19 protein-coding genes are annotated in these 20,469 nt (G+C 62.5%); 14 read left to right on the top strand and 5 right to left on the bottom strand.

The genetic code is table 11. The features are described from left to right. Window positions 1-55 precede the first annotated feature (55 nt). Window positions 56-1,288, top strand: coding sequence for a hypothetical protein (locus G9C82_RS07230; RefSeq protein ID WP_127013726.1), 1,233 nt, complete (start codon window positions 56-58; stop codon window positions 1,286-1,288). Window positions 1,289-1,470: 182 nt separating this feature from the next. On the opposite strand, the gene G9C82_RS07225 is transcribed toward G9C82_RS07230, so the two are convergent. After that, window positions 1,471-2,091, bottom strand: coding sequence for a methyltransferase domain-containing protein (locus G9C82_RS07225; RefSeq protein WP_004964555.1), 621 nt, complete (start codon window positions 2,089-2,091; stop codon window positions 1,471-1,473). Window positions 2,092-2,206: 115 nt separating this feature from the next. On the opposite strand from G9C82_RS07225, the gene ahaH reads away from it, so the two are divergent. The 11 genes from ahaH (at window position 2,207) to G9C82_RS07170 (ending at window position 12,501) form a co-directional block, all read left to right on the top strand. Beyond that, window positions 2,207-2,539 carry an ATP synthase archaeal subunit H gene (gene ahaH, locus G9C82_RS07220; RefSeq protein ID WP_004964552.1) on the top strand — a complete coding sequence of 111 codons (333 nt, stop codon included), beginning with the start codon at window positions 2,207-2,209 and terminating at the stop codon, window positions 2,537-2,539. Further along, window positions 2,526-4,754, top strand: coding sequence for a V-type ATP synthase subunit I (locus G9C82_RS07215; RefSeq protein ID WP_127013725.1), 2,229 nt, complete (start codon window positions 2,526-2,528; stop codon window positions 4,752-4,754). Before ahaH ends, G9C82_RS07215 begins: the two co-directional genes overlap by 14 nt. A 218-nt stretch (window positions 4,755-4,972) precedes the next feature. Next, complete coding sequence (locus G9C82_RS07210; RefSeq protein WP_004518385.1) at window positions 4,973-5,233, top strand: F0F1 ATP synthase subunit C; 261 nt, start codon at window positions 4,973-4,975, stop codon at window positions 5,231-5,233. 22 nt (window positions 5,234-5,255) lie between these two features. Next, window positions 5,256-5,840, top strand: a complete 585-nt coding sequence (locus tag G9C82_RS07205; RefSeq protein ID WP_004964545.1) for a V-type ATP synthase subunit E — start codon at window positions 5,256-5,258, stop codon at window positions 5,838-5,840. Continuing rightward, window positions 5,837-6,910 carry a V-type ATP synthase subunit C gene (locus G9C82_RS07200; RefSeq protein ID WP_004964543.1) on the top strand — a complete coding sequence of 358 codons (1,074 nt, stop codon included), beginning with the start codon at window positions 5,837-5,839 and terminating at the stop codon, window positions 6,908-6,910. Before G9C82_RS07205 ends, G9C82_RS07200 begins: the two co-directional genes overlap by 4 nt. Further along, entirely contained in the window at window positions 6,907-7,230 is a 324-nt protein-coding gene (locus G9C82_RS07195; protein ID WP_004593990.1) for a V-type ATP synthase subunit F, read from the top strand. Before G9C82_RS07200 ends, G9C82_RS07195 begins: the two co-directional genes overlap by 4 nt. A gap of 2 nt (window positions 7,231-7,232) precedes the next feature. Continuing rightward, on the top strand, window positions 7,233-8,993 hold the full coding sequence (locus G9C82_RS07190; RefSeq protein ID WP_004964538.1) for an ATP synthase subunit A: 1,761 nt from the start codon (window positions 7,233-7,235) through the stop codon (window positions 8,991-8,993). A gap of 2 nt (window positions 8,994-8,995) precedes the next feature. After that, complete coding sequence (locus G9C82_RS07185; protein WP_007189221.1) at window positions 8,996-10,408, top strand: ATP synthase subunit B; 1,413 nt, start codon at window positions 8,996-8,998, stop codon at window positions 10,406-10,408. 94 nt (window positions 10,409-10,502) lie between these two features. Next, the gene (locus G9C82_RS07180) at window positions 10,503-11,255 is read left to right on the top strand and encodes a bacteriorhodopsin (protein WP_127013724.1); all 753 of its coding nucleotides are present in this window, start codon (window positions 10,503-10,505) and stop codon (window positions 11,253-11,255) included. A gap of 108 nt (window positions 11,256-11,363) precedes the next feature. After that, a complete protein-coding gene (locus G9C82_RS07175; RefSeq protein ID WP_127013723.1) occupies window positions 11,364-12,056 on the top strand; it encodes a V-type ATP synthase subunit D in 693 nt (230 codons plus the stop codon). A gap of 55 nt (window positions 12,057-12,111) precedes the next feature. Further along, on the top strand, window positions 12,112-12,501 hold the full coding sequence (locus G9C82_RS07170) for a DUF6276 family protein (protein ID WP_127013722.1): 390 nt from the start codon (window positions 12,112-12,114) through the stop codon (window positions 12,499-12,501). 122 nt (window positions 12,502-12,623) lie between these two features. Here G9C82_RS07170 and prf1 read toward each other — a convergent pair whose 3' ends face one another. Then, window positions 12,624-13,880, bottom strand: a complete 1,257-nt coding sequence (prf1, locus tag G9C82_RS07165; protein ID WP_127013721.1) for a peptide chain release factor aRF-1 — start codon at window positions 13,878-13,880, stop codon at window positions 12,624-12,626. A gap of 361 nt (window positions 13,881-14,241) precedes the next feature. On the opposite strand from prf1, the gene G9C82_RS07160 reads away from it, so the two are divergent. After that, window positions 14,242-15,060: a P-loop NTPase gene (locus tag G9C82_RS07160; RefSeq protein WP_127013720.1), complete on the top strand. Its 819-nt coding sequence runs from the start codon at window positions 14,242-14,244 to the stop codon at window positions 15,058-15,060. Window positions 15,061-15,087: 27 nt separating this feature from the next. Here the strand turns inward: G9C82_RS07160 and G9C82_RS07155 are convergent, their stop codons facing one another. Next, on the bottom strand, window positions 15,088-15,774 hold the full coding sequence (locus G9C82_RS07155) for a helix-turn-helix domain-containing protein (RefSeq protein ID WP_127013719.1): 687 nt from the start codon (window positions 15,772-15,774) through the stop codon (window positions 15,088-15,090). 135 nt (window positions 15,775-15,909) lie between these two features. Here G9C82_RS07155 and G9C82_RS07150 point away from each other — a divergent pair, with 135 nt between their 5' ends. After that, window positions 15,910-16,701 (top strand): alpha/beta fold hydrolase, encoded by a 792-nt coding sequence (locus tag G9C82_RS07150; protein ID WP_127013718.1) that lies wholly within the window; start codon window positions 15,910-15,912, stop codon window positions 16,699-16,701. Window positions 16,702-16,745: 44 nt separating this feature from the next. Here G9C82_RS07150 and argS read toward each other — a convergent pair whose 3' ends face one another. Both argS and G9C82_RS07140 read right to left on the bottom strand, forming a co-directional pair. Continuing rightward, on the bottom strand, window positions 16,746-18,485 hold the full coding sequence (argS, locus tag G9C82_RS07145) for an arginine--tRNA ligase (protein WP_127013717.1): 1,740 nt from the start codon (window positions 18,483-18,485) through the stop codon (window positions 16,746-16,748). Window positions 18,486-18,619: 134 nt separating this feature from the next. Then, on the bottom strand, window positions 18,620-20,386 hold the full coding sequence (locus G9C82_RS07140) for a site-2 protease family protein (protein WP_127013716.1): 1,767 nt from the start codon (window positions 20,384-20,386) through the stop codon (window positions 18,620-18,622). Window positions 20,387-20,469 lie beyond the last annotated feature (83 nt).

Raw genomic sequence — 20,469 nt, 5'->3', positions numbered from 1 at the left:
ATTGAGATATGGAGAATGGGGAGATTTTTGTACGGTGGGTGAGTATTCATCGCTGATGCGTCCCCTCCCCGCAGTCGGTGTAATCCTCCTCATGGTCGTTTCCGTGGCTGCCCCGGTGACCGGGTTCGCCCCGCCGGCCCAGACCGCTGGGGGCAGCGACCAGTTACCACAGGTCACGCCCGTCGACAACACGACGAACCATCTCGCTATCCCGGCCAGTGACGTCAGGTCAACGACGTACAACCGGTCCTCGATCGATGTCGGCGTCGCGGTTGCAGCCGGGTCCAGTGACCTTCGGAGCGATTACGCGACGACGACATTTGAACGACAGTTCTTCCAGCAGGACAGCGAGACTGCCCGCGACCGCCTCGTCGACGAGACACTGACCGATATCGAAAGTCAGCGAACGAGTCTGGAACAACGGAACGAGGCCGCTATCCAACAATACGCCAACGGTGTAATCTCCGCGACTGAGTTCCTGCGGCAGCTGGCATTGATCGACGCTGAGTCCCGCCAGCTGGCCACCCGACTTGACCGGATCCGGGCGACCGCTGGCACCGCACCGGACTACTCACTTTCACCGGCTCAGCGCTTCCGTCTGGAAAACAACAGGGGCGTGCTCAAGACGTATCGCGGCCCGATAAGCCAGCGTATCAGTGCTGAAACCGCCGGTGAGACTGAGCCGAATGCGGTGTACGTCGAAACATCACTGGAGGGGTATATGTTGTCGACGGTCTCGGACGGCCAGTACACGCGCGAGACGTATCTCGGTCAGGACCGCGAACAGACGGCAGTCGACCAGTTCGCACAGACTAACGACTCCCTCGGTGCGGTCAACACGCGGGCGGAGAACCTCTATCCGTGGCTCTACAGCGAGCAGTACCCGTCCGTTCAGACGTACGGCCGGAGTGCTATCTACCAGATTCAGGCCGACCATCCGAACGGACGGCTGACCGCGTATCTCGACGGCGGCACGGCAAATGTTTTCTACGAAACCCAGACCCTCGACCTGACGACGGTCGACCGGTCGGAAGTGGCGACAAACGTGAATCAGTCAGTTCGCGTCCGAGTCCAGCAGTCCTTCGAGTCCGGTCCATTGCTCGTCACAGTCATTGACAACAGTACGGGCTCTACGGACGATGCAACCGTCAAAATAAACGGTAAACGAATCGGCACGACCGGCACAGACGGCGCCCTCTGGACGGTCGAACCTCGTGGGGAGTACACGGTTACTGCTATCACACAGGACGGCGACCGGGTTCGAGTGCCTGTCAGTGGGTCGGTGTAGCGACGCAGGAACCGTGGGACCCGCTGTTATTCGGGCACTTCTGCAATCGTTGTGATCGCACGCGGACTGCCCGGGCGGGACTGTCAAACCACCTTTTTCCGGCTCGGGTGACCCTTGGTCACCGCTCCCCGAAAAAACGTGGGCGAAAAAGTGGCCACTCGCTTTGCTTGTGCCCGAAGCGATTACTCGGGTACTTCTGCAATCGTTGTGATCGCACGCGGACTGCCCGGGCGGGACTGTTGAATGTGATGTTCGAACTCCTCGTACCCGGCCTCGGTGAACATCCGGTCAGCCTCCTCCTCGTCGTAAAACAGCATGATAGCATCGGCCATCTTCTGGAAGACAGTCGAGTTTGGATAGTCGGGGCCGACGATGAGGACTTTGCCGCCGGGCTTGGTCAGTCGGCGACACTCAGCAAGCGCGTCGACGGGATTGGGCCAGTACTCGATTGACCCCGAGGACCACACCGCGTCGAAACTGTCGTCCTTGAACGGGAGTCGTTCGGCGTCACCGAGGTGGTAGCGTACGTCGCCGAATTTCCCGAACTTCTCGAAAGCCTTCGAGAGCTGGTGGGGGCTCTGGTCGAGCCCGTACACCGTATCGACGTGTTCGAGCAGCCCCTCAGTGGCGAAGCCGGTGCCACAGCCGACATCGAGGACCTTGTCGTCGGGCGAAAGGTCGAGCATTGCGATCGCCTCGTCGCGCATCCGTTCGTCCCAGATGAAGGGGTTGATCTGGTCGTACACCTTCGAGAGATACTTGTAGAACGTCCGCGCGCGGGCTTTGTTCTCGAGGACTCCCATTACTGCCAGCTTAGGACTTGGCGGTCATAATTCCCCGGATTTCGGCCGCTGTATCACACGGGGAAACTTCGCAACTACCAAATAGCCGCTCTGGCAACGCTCACATGATTAGAGAATGCCACGGCCAGAAGTTCTTGACAGGATACAGGAGGCCGAGCAGGAGGCCGACGAGATCGTCGAAGAGGCCGAACAAGACCGCGAAGACCGCATCGCGGAGGCTCGCGAGGAGGCCGACGAGATCCGCGAATCCGCGCGGGAAGAGGCCGAGGCGGCTGCCGAGGACCGTCTTGAATCGGCTCGCGAAGAGATCGAGGCCGAACGCGAGCAAATCATCGAAGACGGTGAGAGCGCTCGCGACGACCTCGAACAGCAGGCAAGTGAACAGATCGACGAGGTAGTCGAATACGTCACAGACCTGTTTGAGGAGGCGGTGCATGCTCAGACCTGAGAAGATGTGCCGCGTCTCGGTGACGGGGTCGAAACGCGCGATGGAGCAGACTATTGAGGCCGTCCACGACCTCGATATGCTCCACGTCACCGAGTATGATGGCTCCTGGGACGGATTCGAACCGGGGAACTCGCTTACCGGAACCAACGAGGTTTCGGACAAGCTTGTCACGGTTCGCTCGCTACAGTCCATTCTGGACGTCAGTGAGGAGGACGCCGGCCCAACCCGAGTTGTCACCGACGAGGCGATCGAGGAGCAACTCGACGAGGTTCGGACAGCGGTCAACGAACTCGACGACCGGCGTGACGATGTCCGGGACGAACTCCGGGCTGTTGAGGACCAGATCAACACGATGGCGCCGTTCGTTGCGCTGGGAATCGATCTCGACCTGCTCCGTGGCTACGACTCGCTGTCAGTCGTCGTCGGTGAGGGTGACAGCGACGAGATCGAGGCCGTCCTCACAGAGAGCGACATCGGCACGTTCGAGTTGTTCACCGAGGACAGCGTCGTCGCCGTGTTCGCACAGGCCGACGAAGACGCCCTGCAGGACGCACTGGTTGGGGCGACGTTCTCCCGGCTCGAAGTGCCGGAGGGCGACGGCAACCCGACATCATATCTCGAAGAGCTGGAACACGAGAAACAACAGCTCGAATCGAAGCTCTCGACAGTTGAGGACGAACTCAACGAACTCCGCCTCGACCACGCCGGGTTCCTGCTCGCCGCCGAGGAGAAACTGGCTATCGAGGCCCAGAAGGGCGAAGCGCCACTCACCTTCGCAACGACCGAAAACGCCTTCATCGCCGAGGGCTGGATTCCGAACGAGCGCTACGAGGCGTTCGAGCGGTCCCTTTCGAGTGCTGTCGGCGATGCTGTCGACATCGACCGAATCGAGATTGCCGAGTACAATAGTGAGGGGCACGCGGAGTCTCACGAAGAAGTCGAGCGCGAGGGCGGCAACGGCGGCGAACCCGTCGGCAGTTCCGTCGACGCTCCTGAGCCGGAGAGCGAGAGCCAACCGCAGGAGACCGTCGCTGACGGCGGTGTCATCACGATGGGTGACGACGCGCCGCCGGTTATTCAGGACAATCCGAGCGGTGTCCGGCCCTTCGAAGATCTCGTCGAGGTCGTCAACCGACCGAAGTACGGCGAGTTTGACCCGACAGTCGCCTTCTTCCTGACGTTCCCGGCCTTCTTTGGGTTCATGATCGGTGACCTCGGCTACGGGCTGTTGTATCTGGCGCTGGGCTATGGGCTGTACTCGAAGGTCGACAGTGACGTGTTGAAGAGCCTCGGTGGCGTCGGTATGTGGGCTGGTGGGTTCACCGCGCTGTTCGGTGTGCTGTACGGCGAATTCTTCGGGCTTCACCAGCTTGGAGAAATTGTCTGGGGTGGCAGTCCGCCGATGCACAAGGGCCTCCAGCCGACCTACTCCGGCTACGCGCTGGCCTGGCTGACGATGAGCCTGCTCGCCGGGACGGTTCACCTCGCTGCGGGTTGGATCTTCGACTTCGTCGAGAACTTGAATCACGGCCTCTGGGACGCGATCACCGAGAGCGGGTCCTGGCTGCTGATGCTATTCGGCCTCTGGGCGTGGGTGTTCTCCGGCGCGAACGGCGCAGCACCTGACTTCCTCTACACCGCCGAGGCAGGAGTCTTCGCCGGGAACCCGTACGCGTGGGGCTTCACGGGACTGCCAGCGATAAACCTCTTCACGATTCCGGGACTGGGCGCGCCGTTCTCGGCGTGGCTCATCCTCTTCTTCGCTGGTCTCGTCCTGCTGGCGCTTGCCGACCCCATTGAGGTCGTCGAGTTCCTCAACGTGCTCGTGAACGTTCTGTCGTACACACGACTGGCCGCTGTACTGCTGGCCAAGGCAGGGATGGCCTTCGTTGTCAACCTGCTGTTCTTCGGCGCCTACTCCCACCATGGGGAATTCCACTTCCTCATCGGGCACGGGCCCGAATGGGCGGTCGCCGAATACGGCGCGGAAGCGATCATGTTCCCCGGGCTCGTTCACTCTGGTATCGCCGGCGCGCTGGTCGGTGTTCTCATCCTCGTGATCGGTCACCTGCTCGTGCTGGTGCTCGGTATCACCAGCGCCGGACTGCAGGGCGTCCGACTTGAGTACGTGGAGTTCTTCGGCAAGTTCTTCGAAGGCGGCGGGAAGCGGTACAACCCGTTCGGCTACGAACGCAACTACACGACTGAGGACTGATCGCGCGCTTCCTTTCTTGTCGGGCTAATTGTCGCCGTTTACTGCCGGTTTTGCCAATTGCATCGCGGGTGTCGACTGCTACACGCTCACAACCGACTACAGCTGAGCCCCTAAACCGCCCGAACAGCACGCTGACGAACCGTTTTGGGAAGCTTTATGAACTACGTGGATTCACATACGCCTGTTCGGACACGAGCAATTCCAGAGACTACACATCCATGATCGAAACCATCGCACTCCTTGTCAACGCAGTACTGCAGGAAGGTACCGCCAGTGCTCCAGCTATTCCGGCTTCAGCCGGCGCAGCACTCGCAGTCGGACTCGCCGCGCTCGGTTCGGGGTATGCGGAACGTGGGATCGGGGCCGCCGCCGTCGGCGCAATCGCAGAAGACGAGAGCATGTTCGGCCGTGGGCTCATCCTGACAGTCCTGCCGGAAACGCTCGTCATTCTCGCGCTTGTCGTCGTCTTCGTCGTCTAACAACACTCCGTTTTTTCCAATAATGAGCCTTCAAACAGTCGTAGAGGATATCCGCGACGAGGCCCGCGCGCGTGCTCAGGAGATTAGCGACGCGGCCGACGAACGTGCCGAGGAGATTATCGCCGACGCCGAGGCTGACGCCGACCAGATCCGCGAGGAACGCGAGGCTGAGGTCGAGCGGACCATCGAGCAGGAGCGAGAGCAGCGACTCTCCTCTGCGAAGCTCGAGGCCAAACAGGCTCGACTCAACGCCCGGCGTGACATCCTCGAAGACGTTCACGGCGACGTCGAGGACGCGCTTGCGGCCCTCGAAGGGGACAGACGAGAGGAACTGACACGCGCACTGCTTGACGCCGCTGTCGATGAATTCGACGACAGCGACGAGCTGTCGGTGTATGGCCGTGCGTCGGACCAGTCGCTTCTCGAGGATGTACTCGATGACTACGACGGCGCGACGTACGCCGGTGAGCGGGATTGCCTCGGCGGCGTCGTCGTCGAGAGCAACGAGTCACGAGTCCGTGTGAACAACACGTTCGATTCCATTCTTGAGGACGTCTGGGAGGACAACCTGAAAGCAATCAGCGACCGCCTGTTCGAAGACCAATGAGTTCGCGAACGGGAACGAGCGGCCAGGGAAGCAACTACGAGTACGTCATCGCACGGGTCCGTGCCCGCAGCGCGTCCCTGTTCGACGATGACGACTACCGGAAGCTGGTCCGCATGGGGACGGGCGAAATCGCCCGCTTCATGGAGGAAACGGAGTACGAGACCGAAATGAATGCGCTCGGCTCCCGGTACGACGGCGTCGACCTCGTCGAGTACGCGCTGAACCGCAACCTCGCGAAACACTTCGACGACCTGCTTCGCTGGTCTGAGGGCGCGCTGTACGACTACATTGCCCGTTACCTGCGGAAATTCGACGTGTGGAACGTCAAGACCGTCATTCGCGGGCTCTACTCGGACGCGGAGCGGACCGAGGTCGAAGACGACCTCATCCGGGCCGGCGAGTTCAGTGACCGACGTATCGAGGACCTGCTGAACGCCGGCTCTATCGAGGAGGTCGTCGAGCAACTCGACGACACCATCTTCGGTGACACGCTGGCCGAAGCGTTCGACGTATACGAGGAAAGCGGCGTTCTCGTGCCGCTGGAGAACGCGCTCGACCGCGCGTTCTACGAGACGCTGCTGTCGGGGCTTCCGGACAACCCAGAGATCGACAGCCCGACCGGGCTGTACGTGGAGTTCCTGGAGACGGAAGTCGACTTCCGGAACCTTCGGAACGCGCTCCGGCTGGCCCGAAGTGGCGCGGACATCGACCCCTCGGAGTACTTCATCGAGGGCGGACAGCTGTTCGACGCACAGGAGGTCGCACAGCTGTCGACGAACCTCGACCAGCTGGTCAGCGCCGTCCGCGAGAGCAAGTACGGCGACGACCTCGACCAGGCACTGTCGGCGCTTGAAGAAGCCGACAACCTCATCGACTTCGAGCGGGCGCTGGACGCGGCGCTGCTCGAATACGCCGACCGGCTCTCGAATCGCTACCCGCTGTCGGTCTGTCCGGTGCTGTCCTACGTCCTCGCCAAGGAACGCGAGGTCGACAACATCCGGGCCATCGCCCGCGGTCGCGAGGCCGGCCTCGGCCCCGACGAAATCGAACAGGAGCTGGTGATACTATGAGTCAGGAGATCGCTGTCATCGGAAGCCCGGAGTTCACGACGGGCTTTCGGCTAGCTGGCGTCCGCAAGTTCGCGGACGTGCCTTCCGACGAGAAAGACGAGCAGCTCGACGACGCCGTCGAGGAGATGCTCAACGACGACGACGTCGGTATCGTCGTGATGCACGACGACGACCTGTCGCATCTCTCACGCGGTGTCCGGCAGGATGCGGAGACGAGTGTCGAGCCGGTGATGGTCACGCTCGGCGGCGGCACTGGGAGCGGCGGACTGCGTGAACAGATCAAGCGAGCCATCGGTATCGACCTGATGGACGAGGACTAACCATGAGTCAAGCAACAGACACAGACGTCCGTGAGGACGGCATTATCGAAAGCGTCTCGGGACCGGTCGTAACGGCTCGGGACCTCGACGCCCGGATGAACGACGTCGTTTACGTCGGCTCGGAAGGGCTGATGGGCGAGGTCATCGAGATTGAAGGAAATATCACCACGATTCAGGTGTACGAGGAGACCTCCGGTGTCTCCCCCGGCGAACCCGTCGAAGGGACGGGCTCGCCCCTCTCCGTGGACCTCGGGCCGGGTATGCTCGACGCCATTTACGATGGTGTCCAGCGCCCGCTCGATGTGCTCGAAGAGAAGATGGGGTCGGCGTTCCTCGACCGTGGTGTCGACGCGCCGGGCATCGACCTGGAGAAGACCTGGGAGTTCACCCCTGAAGTCGAGGAAGGCGACGAGGTCGAGGCCGGCGACATCGTCGGCACCGTCCCCGAAACGCCGAGTATCGACCACAAGGTGATGGTCCCGCCCGACTCCGAGGGTGGCGAAGTCGTCGCCATCGAATCGGGCAACTTCAACGTCGAAGAGACCGTCGTCGAACTGGATAACGGCGAAGAAATCCAGATGCACCAGGAGTGGCCGGTGCGCCAGCAGCGACCAACCGTCGAGAAGGAGACCCCGACGGAACCGCTCATCTCCGGCCAGCGCGTGCTCGACGGGCTGTTCCCGATTGCGAAGGGCGGAACGGCCGCCATTCCCGGTCCGTTCGGGTCCGGGAAGACGGTCACCCAGCACCAGCTCGCCAAGTGGGCCGACGCGGACATCGTCGTCTACGTCGGCTGTGGCGAGCGTGGCAACGAGATGACTGAGGTCATTGAGGACTTCCCGGAACTCGAGGACCCGACCACCGGCAACGCGCTGATGGACCGGACCTGCCTCATCGCCAACACGTCGAATATGCCCGTCGCGGCACGCGAATCCTGCGTGTACACGGGGATTACCATCGCGGAGTACTTCCGCGACATGGGGTACGACGTGGCGCTGATGGCTGACTCCACCTCACGGTGGGCCGAGGCCATGCGTGAGATTTCGTCCCGACTCGAGGAGATGCCGGGTGAGGAGGGGTACCCCGCGTACCTCTCCGCTCGCCTGAGCGAGTTTTACGAACGTGCCGGGTACTTCGAGAACATCAACGGCACCGAGGGCTCCGTCTCAGTTATCGGGGCCGTCTCACCGCCGGGCGGGGACTTCTCCGAGCCGGTCACCCAGAACACGCTGCGTATCGTCAAGACGTTCTGGGCGCTCGACGCGGACCTGGCCGAACGCCGGCACTTCCCCTCTATCAACTGGAACGAGTCGTACTCGCTGTATCGCGACCAGCTCGACCCGTGGTTCGAGGACAACGTCCGAGCTGACTGGCCGGAGACGCGCCAGTGGGCTATCGACACGCTGGACGAGGAAGCGGAACTGCAGGAGATTGTCCAGCTCGTCGGGAAGGACGCGCTGCCGGAGGACCAGCAGCTGACGCTCGAGATCGCCCGCTACCTGCGCGAGGCGTGGCTCCAGCAGAACGCCTTCCACGACGTGGACACGTTCTGTGAGCCCGAGAAGACCTACCGCATCATGGACGCCGCCAAGACGTACAACGATGCGGCCTTCGAGGCGCTGGATGCCGGTGTCCCCGTCGAGGAGATCACCGACATCGACGCCGCGCCGCGGCTCAACCGTATCGGCGTGCAGGAAGACTACAACGAGTACATCGACGACCTCGAAGACGACATCGAGTCTCAACTGCGGGAGCTGTACTAACAATGAAAGAGTATCAGACAATCACAGAGATCAGCGGACCGCTGGTGTTCGTCGAGACCGACGAACCGGTCGGCTACGACGACATCGTCGAAATCGAGCTCAGCGACGGCGAGACCCGCCGTGGCCAGGTGCTCGAATCCGCAAGCGACTACGTCGCCATTCAGGTGTTTGAGGGGACCGAAGGTATCGACCGCGATGCCTCGGTTCGCTTCCTTGGCGAGACGATGAAGATGCCCGTTACCGAGGACCTCCTCGGGCGGGTCATGGACGGGACCGGCCAGCCGATCGACGGCGGCCCGGAGATCGTCCCCGACGAACGCCGTGACATCGTCGGTGAGGCAATCAACCCGTTCTCCCGGGAGTACCCTGAGGAGTTCATCCAGACAGGCGTCTCGGCCATCGACGGCATGAATACGCTCGTCCGCGGGCAGAAGCTGCCGATCTTCTCCGCCTCCGGCCTGCCACACAACGACCTGGCGCTCCAGATCGCGCGACAGGCGACGGTGCCGGAAGAGGAAGACGGCGAAGACGACGAGGGTTCGGAGTTCGCTGTCATCTTCGGTGCGATGGGTATCACGGCCGAAGAGGCGAATGAGTTCATGGACGACTTCGAGCGCACCGGCGCGCTGGAACGCTCCGTCGTCTTCATGAACCTCGCGGATGACCCGGCCGTCGAGCGGACGATTACGCCGCGGCTGGCGCTGACCACCGCCGAGTACCTCGCCTTTGAGAAGGACTATCACGTGCTGGTCATCCTGACGGACATGACCAACTACTGTGAGGCACTGCGTGAGATCGGTGCCGCGCGTGAGGAGGTCCCGGGCCGGCGTGGCTACCCCGGCTACATGTACACTGACCTGGCACAGCTCTACGAGCGTGCCGGTCGGATCGAGGGCCGCGAGGGCTCTGTGACCCAGCTCCCGATCCTGACGATGCCGGGCGACGACGACACGCACCCGATTCCAGACCTGACCGGGTACATTACTGAGGGCCAGATCTACATCGACCGCGACCTCAACAGCCAGGGCATCCAGCCGCCGATCAATGTCCTGCCGAGCCTGTCGCGGCTGATGGACGACGGCATCGGCGAGGGGCTGACCCGCGCCGACCACGCTGACGTGAAAGACCAGATCTTCGCCGCCTACGCAGAGGGTGAGGACCTGCGCGACCTCGTGAACATCGTCGGTCGCGAGGCGCTGTCGGAACTGGACAACAAGTACCTGGACTTCGCCGACCGCTTCGAGGAGGAGTTCGTCGATCAGGGGACCGACACGGCCCGCAGTATCGACGAGACGCTCGAACTCGGCTGGGACCTGCTCTCGATGCTCCCGAAGGATGCGCTGAACCGCATCGACGAGGACCTCATCGAGGAGCACTACCGCGAGGACGAGACCGCCGAAACCGTCGAGGCCTGACGCGACGGCTTACTTTCTCCGGCATCCCTCAATCTATACCATATATTTTGGGTACGCGACTGTTTAGCGTTGACCTCCTACACTAGAGTGCACTATGCCAGCACCAGGGAGCGAAGGAATTTGGCTGTGGCTAGGTACAGCGGGCATGTTCCTCGGCATGCTATACTTCATCGCGCGTGGCTGGGGTGAAACCGACAGCCGGCGTCAGAAGTTCTACATCGCGACAATACTGATCACGGCAATCGCGTTCGTGAATTACCTCGCGATGGCACTCGGGTTCGGCCTGACGTTCATCGAGTTCGGCGGCGAACAACACCCCATCTACTGGGCGCGATACACCGACTGGCTGTTCACAACGCCGTTGCTGCTGTATGACCTCGGACTGCTTGCAGGTGCAGACCGCAACACCATTTACTCGCTCGTCAGCCTCGACGTGCTGATGATCGGTACTGGTGTGGTCGCAACGCTGAGTGCAGGCAGTGGCGTGCTGTCTGCCGGTGCAGAACGGCTGGTCTGGTGGGGTATCAGCACTGCCTTCCTGCTGGTCCTGCTGTACTTCCTGTTCAGTTCGCTGTCCGGCCGGGTTGCAAACCTGCCCAGTGACACGCGAAGCACGTTCAAGACGTTGCGCAACCTCGTCACTGTCGTCTGGCTGGTCTACCCAGTCTGGTGGCTCGTCGGCAGTGAAGGGCTCGGCCTCGTCGGTATCGGTATCGAGACGGCCGGCTTCATGGTCATCGACTTGGTCGCAAAGGTCGGCTTCGGTATCATCCTGCTCCGTAGCCACGGCGTGCTTGACGGCGCTGCCGAATCGACCAGCACTGGCGCAACGCCTGCAGACGACTAACGACTGCCGTTCGCCGACTTCGTTTTTTGCGTGTCTGTCCGGAAGCGGCAGCACTCGAACCGAAATAACTGGAAACCGTTAACTGCCTACGTCGAAAAAAGTCCCGTAATGGCTAAGGACGTCAAACCCACGCGCAAGAATCTGATGCAGATCGAGGACCGCATCGAGCTGTCCGAGCGTGGGCACGACACGCTGGAGAAGAAGCGTGATGGCCTCATCATGGAGTTCATGGACATTCTGGACCAAGCACAGGACGTCCGTGAAGACCTCGATGGTTCCTACGAGCGGGCCCAGCGCGCAATCAACATGGCCCGAGCGATGGAGGGCGACGTGGCCGTCCGCGGGGCCGCCGCAGCGCTGAAAGAACACCCGGAACTGACGACCCAGTCCAAGAACATCATGGGTGTTGTCGTCCCGCAGATCGAGTCCAGCAAGGTCCGGAAGTCGCTGGACGAACGCGGCTACGGCGTCATGGGGACCTCGGCTCGAATCGACGAGGCCGCCGAGGCCTACGAGGAACTGCTCGAGAACATCATCCTCGCCGCTGAAGTCGAGACGGCGATGAAGAAGATGCTCGAAGAGATCGAGACGACGAAACGTCGCGTCAACGCCCTTGAATTCAAACTCCTGCCCGACCTCTATGACAATCAAGAGTACATCGAGCAGAAACTCGAAGAGCAGGAGCGCGAGGAGATCTTCCGCATGAAGAAGATCAAAGCCAAGAAAGAAGAGGAAGAGGACGAACTCGCAGCCGCGGAGGAAGCGGAAGAAGAGACCGAGCCGGTCACTGCTGACGACTGAGCGCGGTGTCCGTCCGACCGGTATCGTTTTTGCGCTTTCACGCTCGTGCTTGAGTATGTCCTGTCCCGACTGCGGCGGCGACCTCGTTTCGTTCCCAGTCCCGGCTGACCTCCGGCAGTTTCTCCCCGGAAACGCACGGGGGGCCAGCGTCTGCCGGGTCTGCCTTGCGCTCCAGCCGGAGACGGCCCCTCCGGAGGCTGTTCCGGATTTCGGGCTCAGTGACGCGATTCCAGACGACGACGGCGCAGCCGTCCCGCTGCTGTTGCTCGTCGGGCTGCTCGATTCGCTTGCGATGCACCGCGAGGAAATCACCGCGTTGCTGGAGCGAGTCGAGCGCGAGGGCGTCGACCCGCTACTGGTACTAGACCGCCTCGACTCCAGCTATGGGGAGGCGGCCCACGTTGACCTCGGCCGTCGTCGTCGGCAGCTCGAACAGTTGCTGTGAGCGGCTGGATCGCCTATTCTCCTCGAACCGCAATAGACAGAGCTGCTGTGGTCTCAGCGAAACTAACTGTGTCGTCGTCTACGCCGAAGAGTTGCTGGAGATACGAGAGCGAACGACGTGCGTTAGACGCCAGTCGAGTACCGCAGCAGGCCGGCGACGCCGCCGAAGGCGGTCAGCAGCTGTTCGCCCTTCTCGAAGTCTGTCGAGATGAACACCGTCTCGGTGCCGCGCTGGTCGGCCAGTTCCATCAGATGGTCGATGGCGTCCTCGCGCTCACCGTCCGCGGCGTCGACGGTAGCGCTACAGCGAGAGCACTCGTGGTCGTCAGTTTCGGCGTTGCTGTTGATCAGGTCGTACTCGTCGTGGCCGTTCTCGCAGGTGTAGGCGACCACGTCCTTCCGGAGGTCCTCGGAGATGAGTAGCTGTTCGACCGCGCCCATGTTGAGATTCTGGCGCGTCTGGTCGAAGCCGTAGGTGGCCTTGTCCCCGTTGTGGAGCTGCTTGAAGAAGTCCTCCATGAGCTCCTTGTCCCGGAGCATCTCGTGTTCGGCCAGCACCTCGTCGGCCGCGTCCACGAGGTCGTACAGCCCTGACTCGTCCGTGTACGCCACGTCGAACTTCCCGAGCACCATATCCTGTAGTTCGTGGTGGAGGTAATCGCCGTCGAGGAACTCGTCTTTCGTCGGCGAGGGGCCGCCGACGAGGATGCCGTCTATTTCGTGGCGGTCGGCGACGAACAGGTCGTTCGCCATGCCGGCGACCTCCTGATAGAAGTTGTCGATAGCTTCCAGCCGGAGGCGGGCGAATCGCTGGGCTGACTGGCCACCTTTTCGCTGCTTGCCCGGTACCAACGAGGAGGCGGATTTGACGGGCTCGACTCGTTTCCCTTTCAGCCAGCCGACGTTGGCCTCGCGCCGGTCGAGCACGACGAGGCCGAACAGCCCTTTGTCGGCCAGCATGTGCTCCAGCGGCTCGGTGAGGAACTCCGAGTCACAGTGATAGCGGAACGACTCGATGGGGTCCGGTGGTGATTCGAGGACTTTGGTCACCATGTCGGTCCGGCCGCCGCCGGTGTCGAACGCGCCCGAGAACACGACCAGTCCGTTGTCGGGTGGCCGCACGTCGTAGTATCGGAGTCGGTCCTTGATAGAGGTGAGCGCGTCTTGGACCGCGGTGCGGGTGTCCTTCGATTTGATGTTCGAGGCTTCGGAGTGCTCTTGGGTGACGTGGGCGACGACGTCGCTGATCTGCTTGTCCTCGGGCACGTAGATAGAGACGAGTTGGGTCCCCGAGCCCTGATAGTCCTTGAGCTCCTCGATTACCTTCCGGAACTCGTATTTTTGTTTGTCCGACTGCTCCTGTTCCTGCTGCTCGCTCATTACTCTACTTTGGCCGAGGTGGCGTAAGAACCTGTTGACAGCTGTGCGATTCGAGCAGAGCGAGAATCGCAGGACGAGTGAGCGGCGAATGAAATGAGCCGCGAGCAGCGAAACCCTGAGTGAAACGAAGGGGTTCGGAATTGCGAGCGGGGAGGACCGTCCCGCGAGCAGCGAGGGAGACGAATAGAGTGGGCGTTGTGCCCGAACAACAGAGTCGTACGGCCGTGACGGCAGATGTGATAATCGGGTACTCAGATTGGCCGTAGAACCGACGGCTCTCGGGTGCGTCTGGTTCGTGGTGGTCCAACAAATGACAGTCGCATTTATATGACTGCCTGCATTGTACCCAAGCAATCAGACTATGGCGGGGTATGTGTGTACGATTGCGGGCGGCAAGGGCGGCGTCGGAAAGACGACGACCGCGGTAAATCTCGGGGCTGTGCTTCAGGAGATGGACTACGATGTCGCCGTCGTCGACGCAGATCTTGGGATGGCGAACCTCGGCTCGATGCTCTCTGTAGAGCCAGAAAAGAGCCTGCACGAGATTCTGGCCGGCGAGGCTGCCGTGAGTGAGGCGTTGACTGATGCGCCGGGTGGGCTCACAGTGATTCCGGGTGAACAGTCGCTGGAGGCGTTCGCGGACGCTGACCCCGCAAAGCTCAGGAAAGTCATCAAGACGCTCCGAAATGCCTACGACGTGGTGTTGATCGACACCGGCGCTGGACTAAGCCATGAGGTCGCTGTGCCGCTGGGACTGGCTGACGGTATCGTCCTCGTCACGACTCCTGACGACGTTGCGGTGGGCGATACCGTTAAAACAGCCCAGCTAGCGAACCGCATCGACGGGACCGTTCTGGGCGCGATAATCAACCGCGCGACCCGCCATACGGATGTCGCGTCCATCGCCGAGCAGATGGAGTTCCCGCTGCTTGCGGTCATCCCGGACGACCCGCAGGCGACAACCGAGGAACCACTCGTACTCAACGCCCCCGAGAGCACGGCTGCAGACGCCTATCAGCGGCTGACAGAGGCGCTGGAGGGTGTGTTCTTCCGTGGTGAGAGCCCCGACGCTGATATCGAGACAATACTTGACGACGAGTGGTTCCTCGAAGACACCGAGGACCATTCTGATGTCGACGAAGATGAAGACTCTGGCGGCGTGTTCGGCCTGTTTAACTGATTTTACTGCCGTCGCTGGCGTGCTGGCTCACTCCGGAAGCGGCGGCCACAGTGTTGCGACTGTTTCTTGGATGAGTTGGGTCTGTGCCCGGCGCAGTCGCTCGGAGAGCGACGACGCAGAGATGTCCAGTTCTTGGGCCACGGCCTCCAGTGATGCACGTCGCGGAATTTCGAAATACCCCATTTCGTACGCCGTCCGTAGCGCTTCCAGTTGGCGGTCGGTGAGCCCGTTTCCGGGCGGTTTTGGTTCCGTCTCGCGGGTCAGCCGGTCCAATCCGAAGCCGGCGTTTTGCTGCCAGAACGAGGTGAACTCGGTGAATGCCGCTCGGTCGGCAAACCAGCCCATCTGTTGCCATCCGTCCACAGTCACGGTTATCTGTTCGATGATGGCGTCTGCAGTGGCGAGCGCTTCGAGCCCGTCGAGGTCGTCGATTTGGCCACCGAGTTGCTCTTCGAAGCTCAGCGCTGGCACTGCCTGATACCGGCGGGTGTCGCCGGCCGTCCCGATACGCGTCCACTCCTGCACGTCGTCGGCATCGGTGAGTGCCTGCTCGATAGCCCGCTTCGAACCGCCCGTCACGGTTGCAATAAACAGCGGGCGGCGACCGTGGTTGTACTGGAGCGAGAGTGAAATCGACGCTTCGGGAACCGCGTGCGCGACCGATACGAGCGGCAGCGCTTCACACTCGATCTGAAACTCTGCGATAAGCCCCATGGGGTACCGCTCTCCGCCGATGCTGAAGCACCTGTCGGAACAGCGAGTCGGTTGGGCGTCCACTTTCGACCCCTATTAAACGGCCCAAGCACTGAGAGAACGGCTTAGCCCGACTGCACCCGACCGTCATATTGTATGCAGCCGACACAGTCTGCAGACGAGATTGAAGTCGAGTTCGAACGCTACGGTGACGGCCAGCCGCTGCTGTTCTTACATGGCGGGATGGCACCCACGGCGTACTGGGAGCCAGTCATTCCACAGTTCGAAGGATACGGCGCTGTTGTCCCACAGCGTCCGGGGTTCGGGACCTGCCTCGATTCCCCCGCGGAAACGAGCGCTGGTGAGGTGCTGGACCGCGAGGCCAGCTACGTCCGAGCGCTTACCGACGCCGTCGACGGTGACCCGGTCCTTTTCGGACACTCTTACGGGGCGCTCACCGCTATTGAGGCCGCGACAGAGACACCGGTCGAAGCCGTCATCGCCTACGAACCGGCAGTACTGCCCGACACGTACCGAACGGAGGCCGACCTTGCCGACCGTATGGCGTCGCTCGTACAGAACGGGGAACGCAAAGCGGCGGTGAAACGCTACGTCGAGCAGGTCCTCCACCCAGACGGTATCGACGACCTCGACGCTTGGCTGGCGGAGTGGCCCGTCTGGCCCGACTGCGTGGACCTCGCCGAAGAGGTCGTCCGGATGAACCGGTCTGTCGAACAGTACCGGCTCCCAGACCGCCTCGATGTCGACGCGCCCACTCTCGTCCTGTCCGGCACCAACGGTCCGGACTTCCTTCGGCGGAGTGCTCGAAACGTACACGACGCACTGCCACACAGCCGGTTCGTCGAGTTCGATGGTGTCAGCCACAGCGGCCCCGCAGAGACACCAGAACTAGTCTCGGCGGAAGTCGACACGTTCCTGCAGAAATAGGCTGTTCGGGCAAACTAATAGCGACAGCCTGTCATACCCCGAACCTACATCGAGGTCGGCGCTTCGACACCTAGCGCGTCGAGCGCGTTCGCAATCGCGGTCCGGGTCCCATCGACGAGCGCCAGCCGTGCCGCGCGGGTCTCGTCGTCAGCGTCGAGAACCGGACACTCCCGGTAGAAGGCGTTGAACGTCTCGGCGAGGTCGCGGGTGTAGGTCGCGACGGTGTGTGGCGTCAAATCATCCGCGGCTGCCTCGATGACCGCGGGGAACCGGGCCAGTTCGCGGAGCAGCGCGCGCTCTTCCGGTTCCGACAGCGGGTCGAGGTCGGGTTCGTCGGGGATGTCGGCTTCCACGTCGTTCAGGATGCCACAGCAGCGCGCATGGACGTACTGGACGTACGGGGCAGACTGCGCCTCGAAGTCCAGCGCGCGGTCCCACTCGAAGGTGATGCCCTTGGTCGGCTGTTTCGAGACGATGTCGTAGCGGACCGCGCCGATGCCGACTTGGCGCGCGATGCGGTCGATGTCGTCCTCGTCGAGGTCGCCGCGGGTCCGGTCGTCAAGTCGGGATTCGACCTCCTCACGCGCGCGGTCGATGGCTTCGTCGAGCAGGTCGTCGAGGTCGATACCGGTCCCCTCGCGTGTACTCATCCCACCTTCGGGGAGGTTCACCCAAGAGTAAAACACCTGCCGGAGCTGGTCGGTGTCGTTGCCGAGCAGGCCCAGCGCGGCGTCGAGCTGGTCGGCTTGGAGCTTGTGGTCCTCGCCCAGCACCGTGACGGCGCGGTCGTAGGTGTCGAACTTCCACTCGTGGTGGGCCAGATCCCGGGTGGTGTACAGCGACGTGCCGTCCGAACGCAGGAAGACGAGGTTCTTCTCGAAGTCGGGCAGATCCAACTGCCAAGCGTCTTCCTCGTAGACAGCGCAGTCGAGTTCCTTCAGCCGGTCGACTAAGTCGTCTGTGTCGCCGTTGCGCATGAACCGCGTCTCCTTGACGAACTCGTCGAACTCGGCTGGGAGGCGTTCGAGCGTGGTCTGCATCCCACCGAGGACGGTGTCGACCACTTCAGCGACCCGCTCGTAGGTCTCCTCGTCGCCGTCTTCGAGGCCCTGCAGAATCGACTGGACTTCGGCCTCAGCGTCCTCGACTTCCTCGGGGTCGCCCTCTTCGAGAACGGTGTTGCCCTTGCGGTAGTACCGGACCATCTCGTACTCCGGGGACTCGCGCTCGGGTTCGGGCAGGTCGGCCTCGTCGAAGGTTTCGTAGGCCCAAGTGAACACCGCAATCTGGCGGCCTGCGTCGTTGACGTAGTAATGGCGGTCCACGTCGTAGCCGGCGTAATCGAGGACACGGGCGACAGCATCGCCGATAATGGGGTTGCGCGCTCGCCCGACGTGGACCGGTCCGGTCGGGTTCGCGGAGGTGTGTTCGACGACCACGCTCGTGTCGCGGTCGGGGAGTCGGCCGAACGTGTCGTCCGTGACTGACTGCAGGGTCTCGGCGAAATACGCCTCGCTCGGGAGGAAGTTGACGTAGGGCCCCTGTGTCGTCGCGTCGCGGACGTAGGTGAGCTCGTCGGCGTCAATCGCGTCGGCGATGTCACCGGCGACGTTCGGCGGCGCGGTACCGACCTCGCCGGCCAGCCGGAAGGCGACGCTCGATGCGAGCACGGCGTCGACGTCCTCCGGAGGTTCCTCGATACCGAGGTCCTCGGCCGGCAGGTCGAGGGCTGTGAGTGCGTCGGCGAGGGCGTCCTCGACCTCCGCACGGAGCTGCAGGAACATACGCCGGGCTTTCGCGGCGGGGAGTAAATGGGTAACGAAACCCCGGCCGTGTCAGACGGACTCCTGTACGTCGTGTCCACGTCGACCGCCGCGAGCCGGGCGGTCGTCGGGCGAAACAGTGATATCAGTCCGTCTCAGGTCAGCAGCCGCGGCCCGAACACCATCAACAGGAGGCCGCCGATCATCGAGACCGTGATGGCGATGGAGACGGCTGTCGTCACCCGCCGGCCGTCCGAGACCGGTAGCCGCGAGACGAACGACTCGGTCGACGCCCGAAGAATGTGGCCGCCGTCGAGCGGGAACGTCGGGATGAGGTTGAACTGGCCGATGACGAGGTTGATCCAGCCGGTCCAGAACAGGACGTTCGCGAGCAGGAACACCGGCGTCGTTCCGAGTGCGCCGAGCGGGCCCTGCACAGTGTAGAAGTTCGTCGCGATTCCGGTGAAGCCGGCGAAGTTGTAGCCAAAGCCACCGGCGACGCCGATGAACGGGAGCAAGAGCGTGCTGAAAATCCGTTGCGCAAACGAGAACTCAGAGACTGACGTGGGCGTGTCTGGCGATCCGCCGAGGAATTCGAGGAACGCGGCGGCGGGGTAGGCGTCGATGCCGAAGTCACTGACTTGAATGCCGCTGATGCCCTGCTGGATACTGACGCCGATGATGCCGTTGTCCACCTGTTCGCTCTCGGCCATCGTCACCTCGTAGGTCTCGCGGGAGCCGTCGACGTAGCCGATGAGAGTCACGCGGTCACCGGGTTCGCCACCCTCAAGCGCCTGCATCAGCGCGGTCCCGCTGTGCGTTCGCTCGCCGTTGACTTCGGTGATTATCATGCCGTCGCCGTCTGGTGCCCCCTCTGCTGCGAGCGGGCCGTCCTCCGCGACCAAGACGTATGCACCGAGCGGGGTCGTGACTGTCTCCCCGGACTCGGTTTCGAGCGTCGCGACGGGATGCTCGCTGGCCGTCTGTTCGAACTCACTGCTGGTAGCTACGGCAGTCCCGTTGACGGAGACAATCGTCTCGCCGGTGCCAAGTGGTGCGCTCTGGAGGGCCGCCGAGACGACGACGGACCGCTCGACGGTGACGGTCTCTGCGTCCTTCCGTGCCACCTCGACAGTCTGAGCATCACTCTCGGCGAGCACCGCTTCGAGTTCCTGCTGGTTCTCGACGGACTGGCCGTCGACCGCCGTGATGACATCGCCAGAGACGATACCCGCCTCGGCCGCAGGCGTCCCGTTGACTGGGCTCCCGACCGGAACGCCGTCGACGACGGCGACAGCACCGGCGACCGGCCCGAACAGCAACAGCAGCGTGATGATCGCCAGCGCGAAGTTGTTGGTCACGCCGGCCGTGTACATCCGGGCCTGCGCGCCGCGGTCGGACCGCAGGAGTTCGTCTTCGTCGGGTTCGACGAATGCCCCAATCGGGATAATCGCCAGCAGGGCAAGCCCCATCGACTCGATGTCGATGTCCTCGACGCGACAGAACAGTCCGTGCCCGCCCTCGTGGACGATGAGGCCGAGTAACAACCCGAGTACGATTTCGGGCGCGACCGACAGGGGGAGGAAGTCGTTGACGCCGGGAATCGCCAGCGCGTTCCGCGGTTCGTTCAGTGCGGAAGGCTGGGGATTGACGAGCGCTTGGTAGGCACCGAGCGCAACGAGGAGGAACGAGCCGACCATCACCACGAGACCGAACCCGACGCCGAGGTTCCCCCAGGCCCGCCAGAACCGCTTTGGCCGTGCGAGCCAGTCGAGCACAGCTTTGCCCTTCTGTGTGTGAATCGTCGTAATCGGGCCGCTAAAACGAATATACTCAGGGACAACGCCGCGAGTCCGGAGCGCCATCGCGAGGAGGGTGTAGGCGACAAGGCCCGCGAGGACCCACGTCAGCGTACTCACCATTTATCTGAAAATAGGCGTAGCCAAGCAAGAGGGTTTGGTTTGGGTCACACTGCTGGCCCACAGCAGCCAACGGTGAAGTGACC

It is taken from the genome of Haloarcula sp. R1-2, from assembly GCF_011627385.1.
GTDB classification, from domain to species: Archaea; Halobacteriota; Halobacteria; order Halobacteriales; family Haloarculaceae; genus Haloarcula; species Haloarcula marismortui.
Note: the sequence above shows the minus strand (reverse complement) of the source record. Positions and strands in the feature narration are given on the sequence as shown.

Excerpts from the sequence above, each read along its gene's own strand:
- G9C82_RS07155 (WP_127013719.1), bottom strand. The coding sequence starts at position 15,774 with ATGGGGCTTATCGCAGAGTTTCAGATCGAGTGTGAAGCGCTGCCGCTC.
- G9C82_RS07190 (WP_004964538.1), top strand. The coding sequence starts at position 7,233 with ATGAGTCAAGCAACAGACACAGACGTCCGTGAGGACGGCATTATCGAA.
- G9C82_RS07180 (WP_127013724.1), top strand. The coding sequence starts at position 10,503 with ATGCCAGCACCAGGGAGCGAAGGAATTTGGCTGTGGCTAGGTACAGCG.
- G9C82_RS07205 (WP_004964545.1), top strand. The coding sequence starts at position 5,256 with ATGAGCCTTCAAACAGTCGTAGAGGATATCCGCGACGAGGCCCGCGCG.
- argS (WP_127013717.1), bottom strand. The coding sequence starts at position 18,485 with ATGTTCCTGCAGCTCCGTGCGGAGGTCGAGGACGCCCTCGCCGACGCA.
- G9C82_RS07175 (WP_127013723.1), top strand. The coding sequence starts at position 11,364 with ATGGCTAAGGACGTCAAACCCACGCGCAAGAATCTGATGCAGATCGAG.
- G9C82_RS07225 (WP_004964555.1), bottom strand. The coding sequence starts at position 2,091 with ATGGGAGTCCTCGAGAACAAAGCCCGCGCGCGGACGTTCTACAAGTAT.
- G9C82_RS07160 (WP_127013720.1), top strand. The coding sequence starts at position 14,242 with ATGGCGGGGTATGTGTGTACGATTGCGGGCGGCAAGGGCGGCGTCGGA.
- G9C82_RS07140 (WP_127013716.1), bottom strand. The coding sequence starts at position 20,386 with ATGGTGAGTACGCTGACGTGGGTCCTCGCGGGCCTTGTCGCCTACACC.
- G9C82_RS07230 (WP_127013726.1), top strand. The coding sequence starts at position 56 with ATGCGTCCCCTCCCCGCAGTCGGTGTAATCCTCCTCATGGTCGTTTCC.
- ahaH (WP_004964552.1), top strand. The coding sequence starts at position 2,207 with ATGCCACGGCCAGAAGTTCTTGACAGGATACAGGAGGCCGAGCAGGAG.
- G9C82_RS07195 (WP_004593990.1), top strand. The coding sequence starts at position 6,907 with ATGAGTCAGGAGATCGCTGTCATCGGAAGCCCGGAGTTCACGACGGGC.
- G9C82_RS07170 (WP_127013722.1), top strand. The coding sequence starts at position 12,112 with ATGTCCTGTCCCGACTGCGGCGGCGACCTCGTTTCGTTCCCAGTCCCG.
- G9C82_RS07215 (WP_127013725.1), top strand. The coding sequence starts at position 2,526 with ATGCTCAGACCTGAGAAGATGTGCCGCGTCTCGGTGACGGGGTCGAAA.
- G9C82_RS07185 (WP_007189221.1), top strand. The coding sequence starts at position 8,996 with ATGAAAGAGTATCAGACAATCACAGAGATCAGCGGACCGCTGGTGTTC.
- G9C82_RS07150 (WP_127013718.1), top strand. The coding sequence starts at position 15,910 with ATGCAGCCGACACAGTCTGCAGACGAGATTGAAGTCGAGTTCGAACGC.
- prf1 (WP_127013721.1), bottom strand. The coding sequence starts at position 13,880 with ATGAGCGAGCAGCAGGAACAGGAGCAGTCGGACAAACAAAAATACGAG.
- G9C82_RS07200 (WP_004964543.1), top strand. The coding sequence starts at position 5,837 with ATGAGTTCGCGAACGGGAACGAGCGGCCAGGGAAGCAACTACGAGTAC.
- G9C82_RS07210 (WP_004518385.1), top strand. The coding sequence starts at position 4,973 with ATGATCGAAACCATCGCACTCCTTGTCAACGCAGTACTGCAGGAAGGT.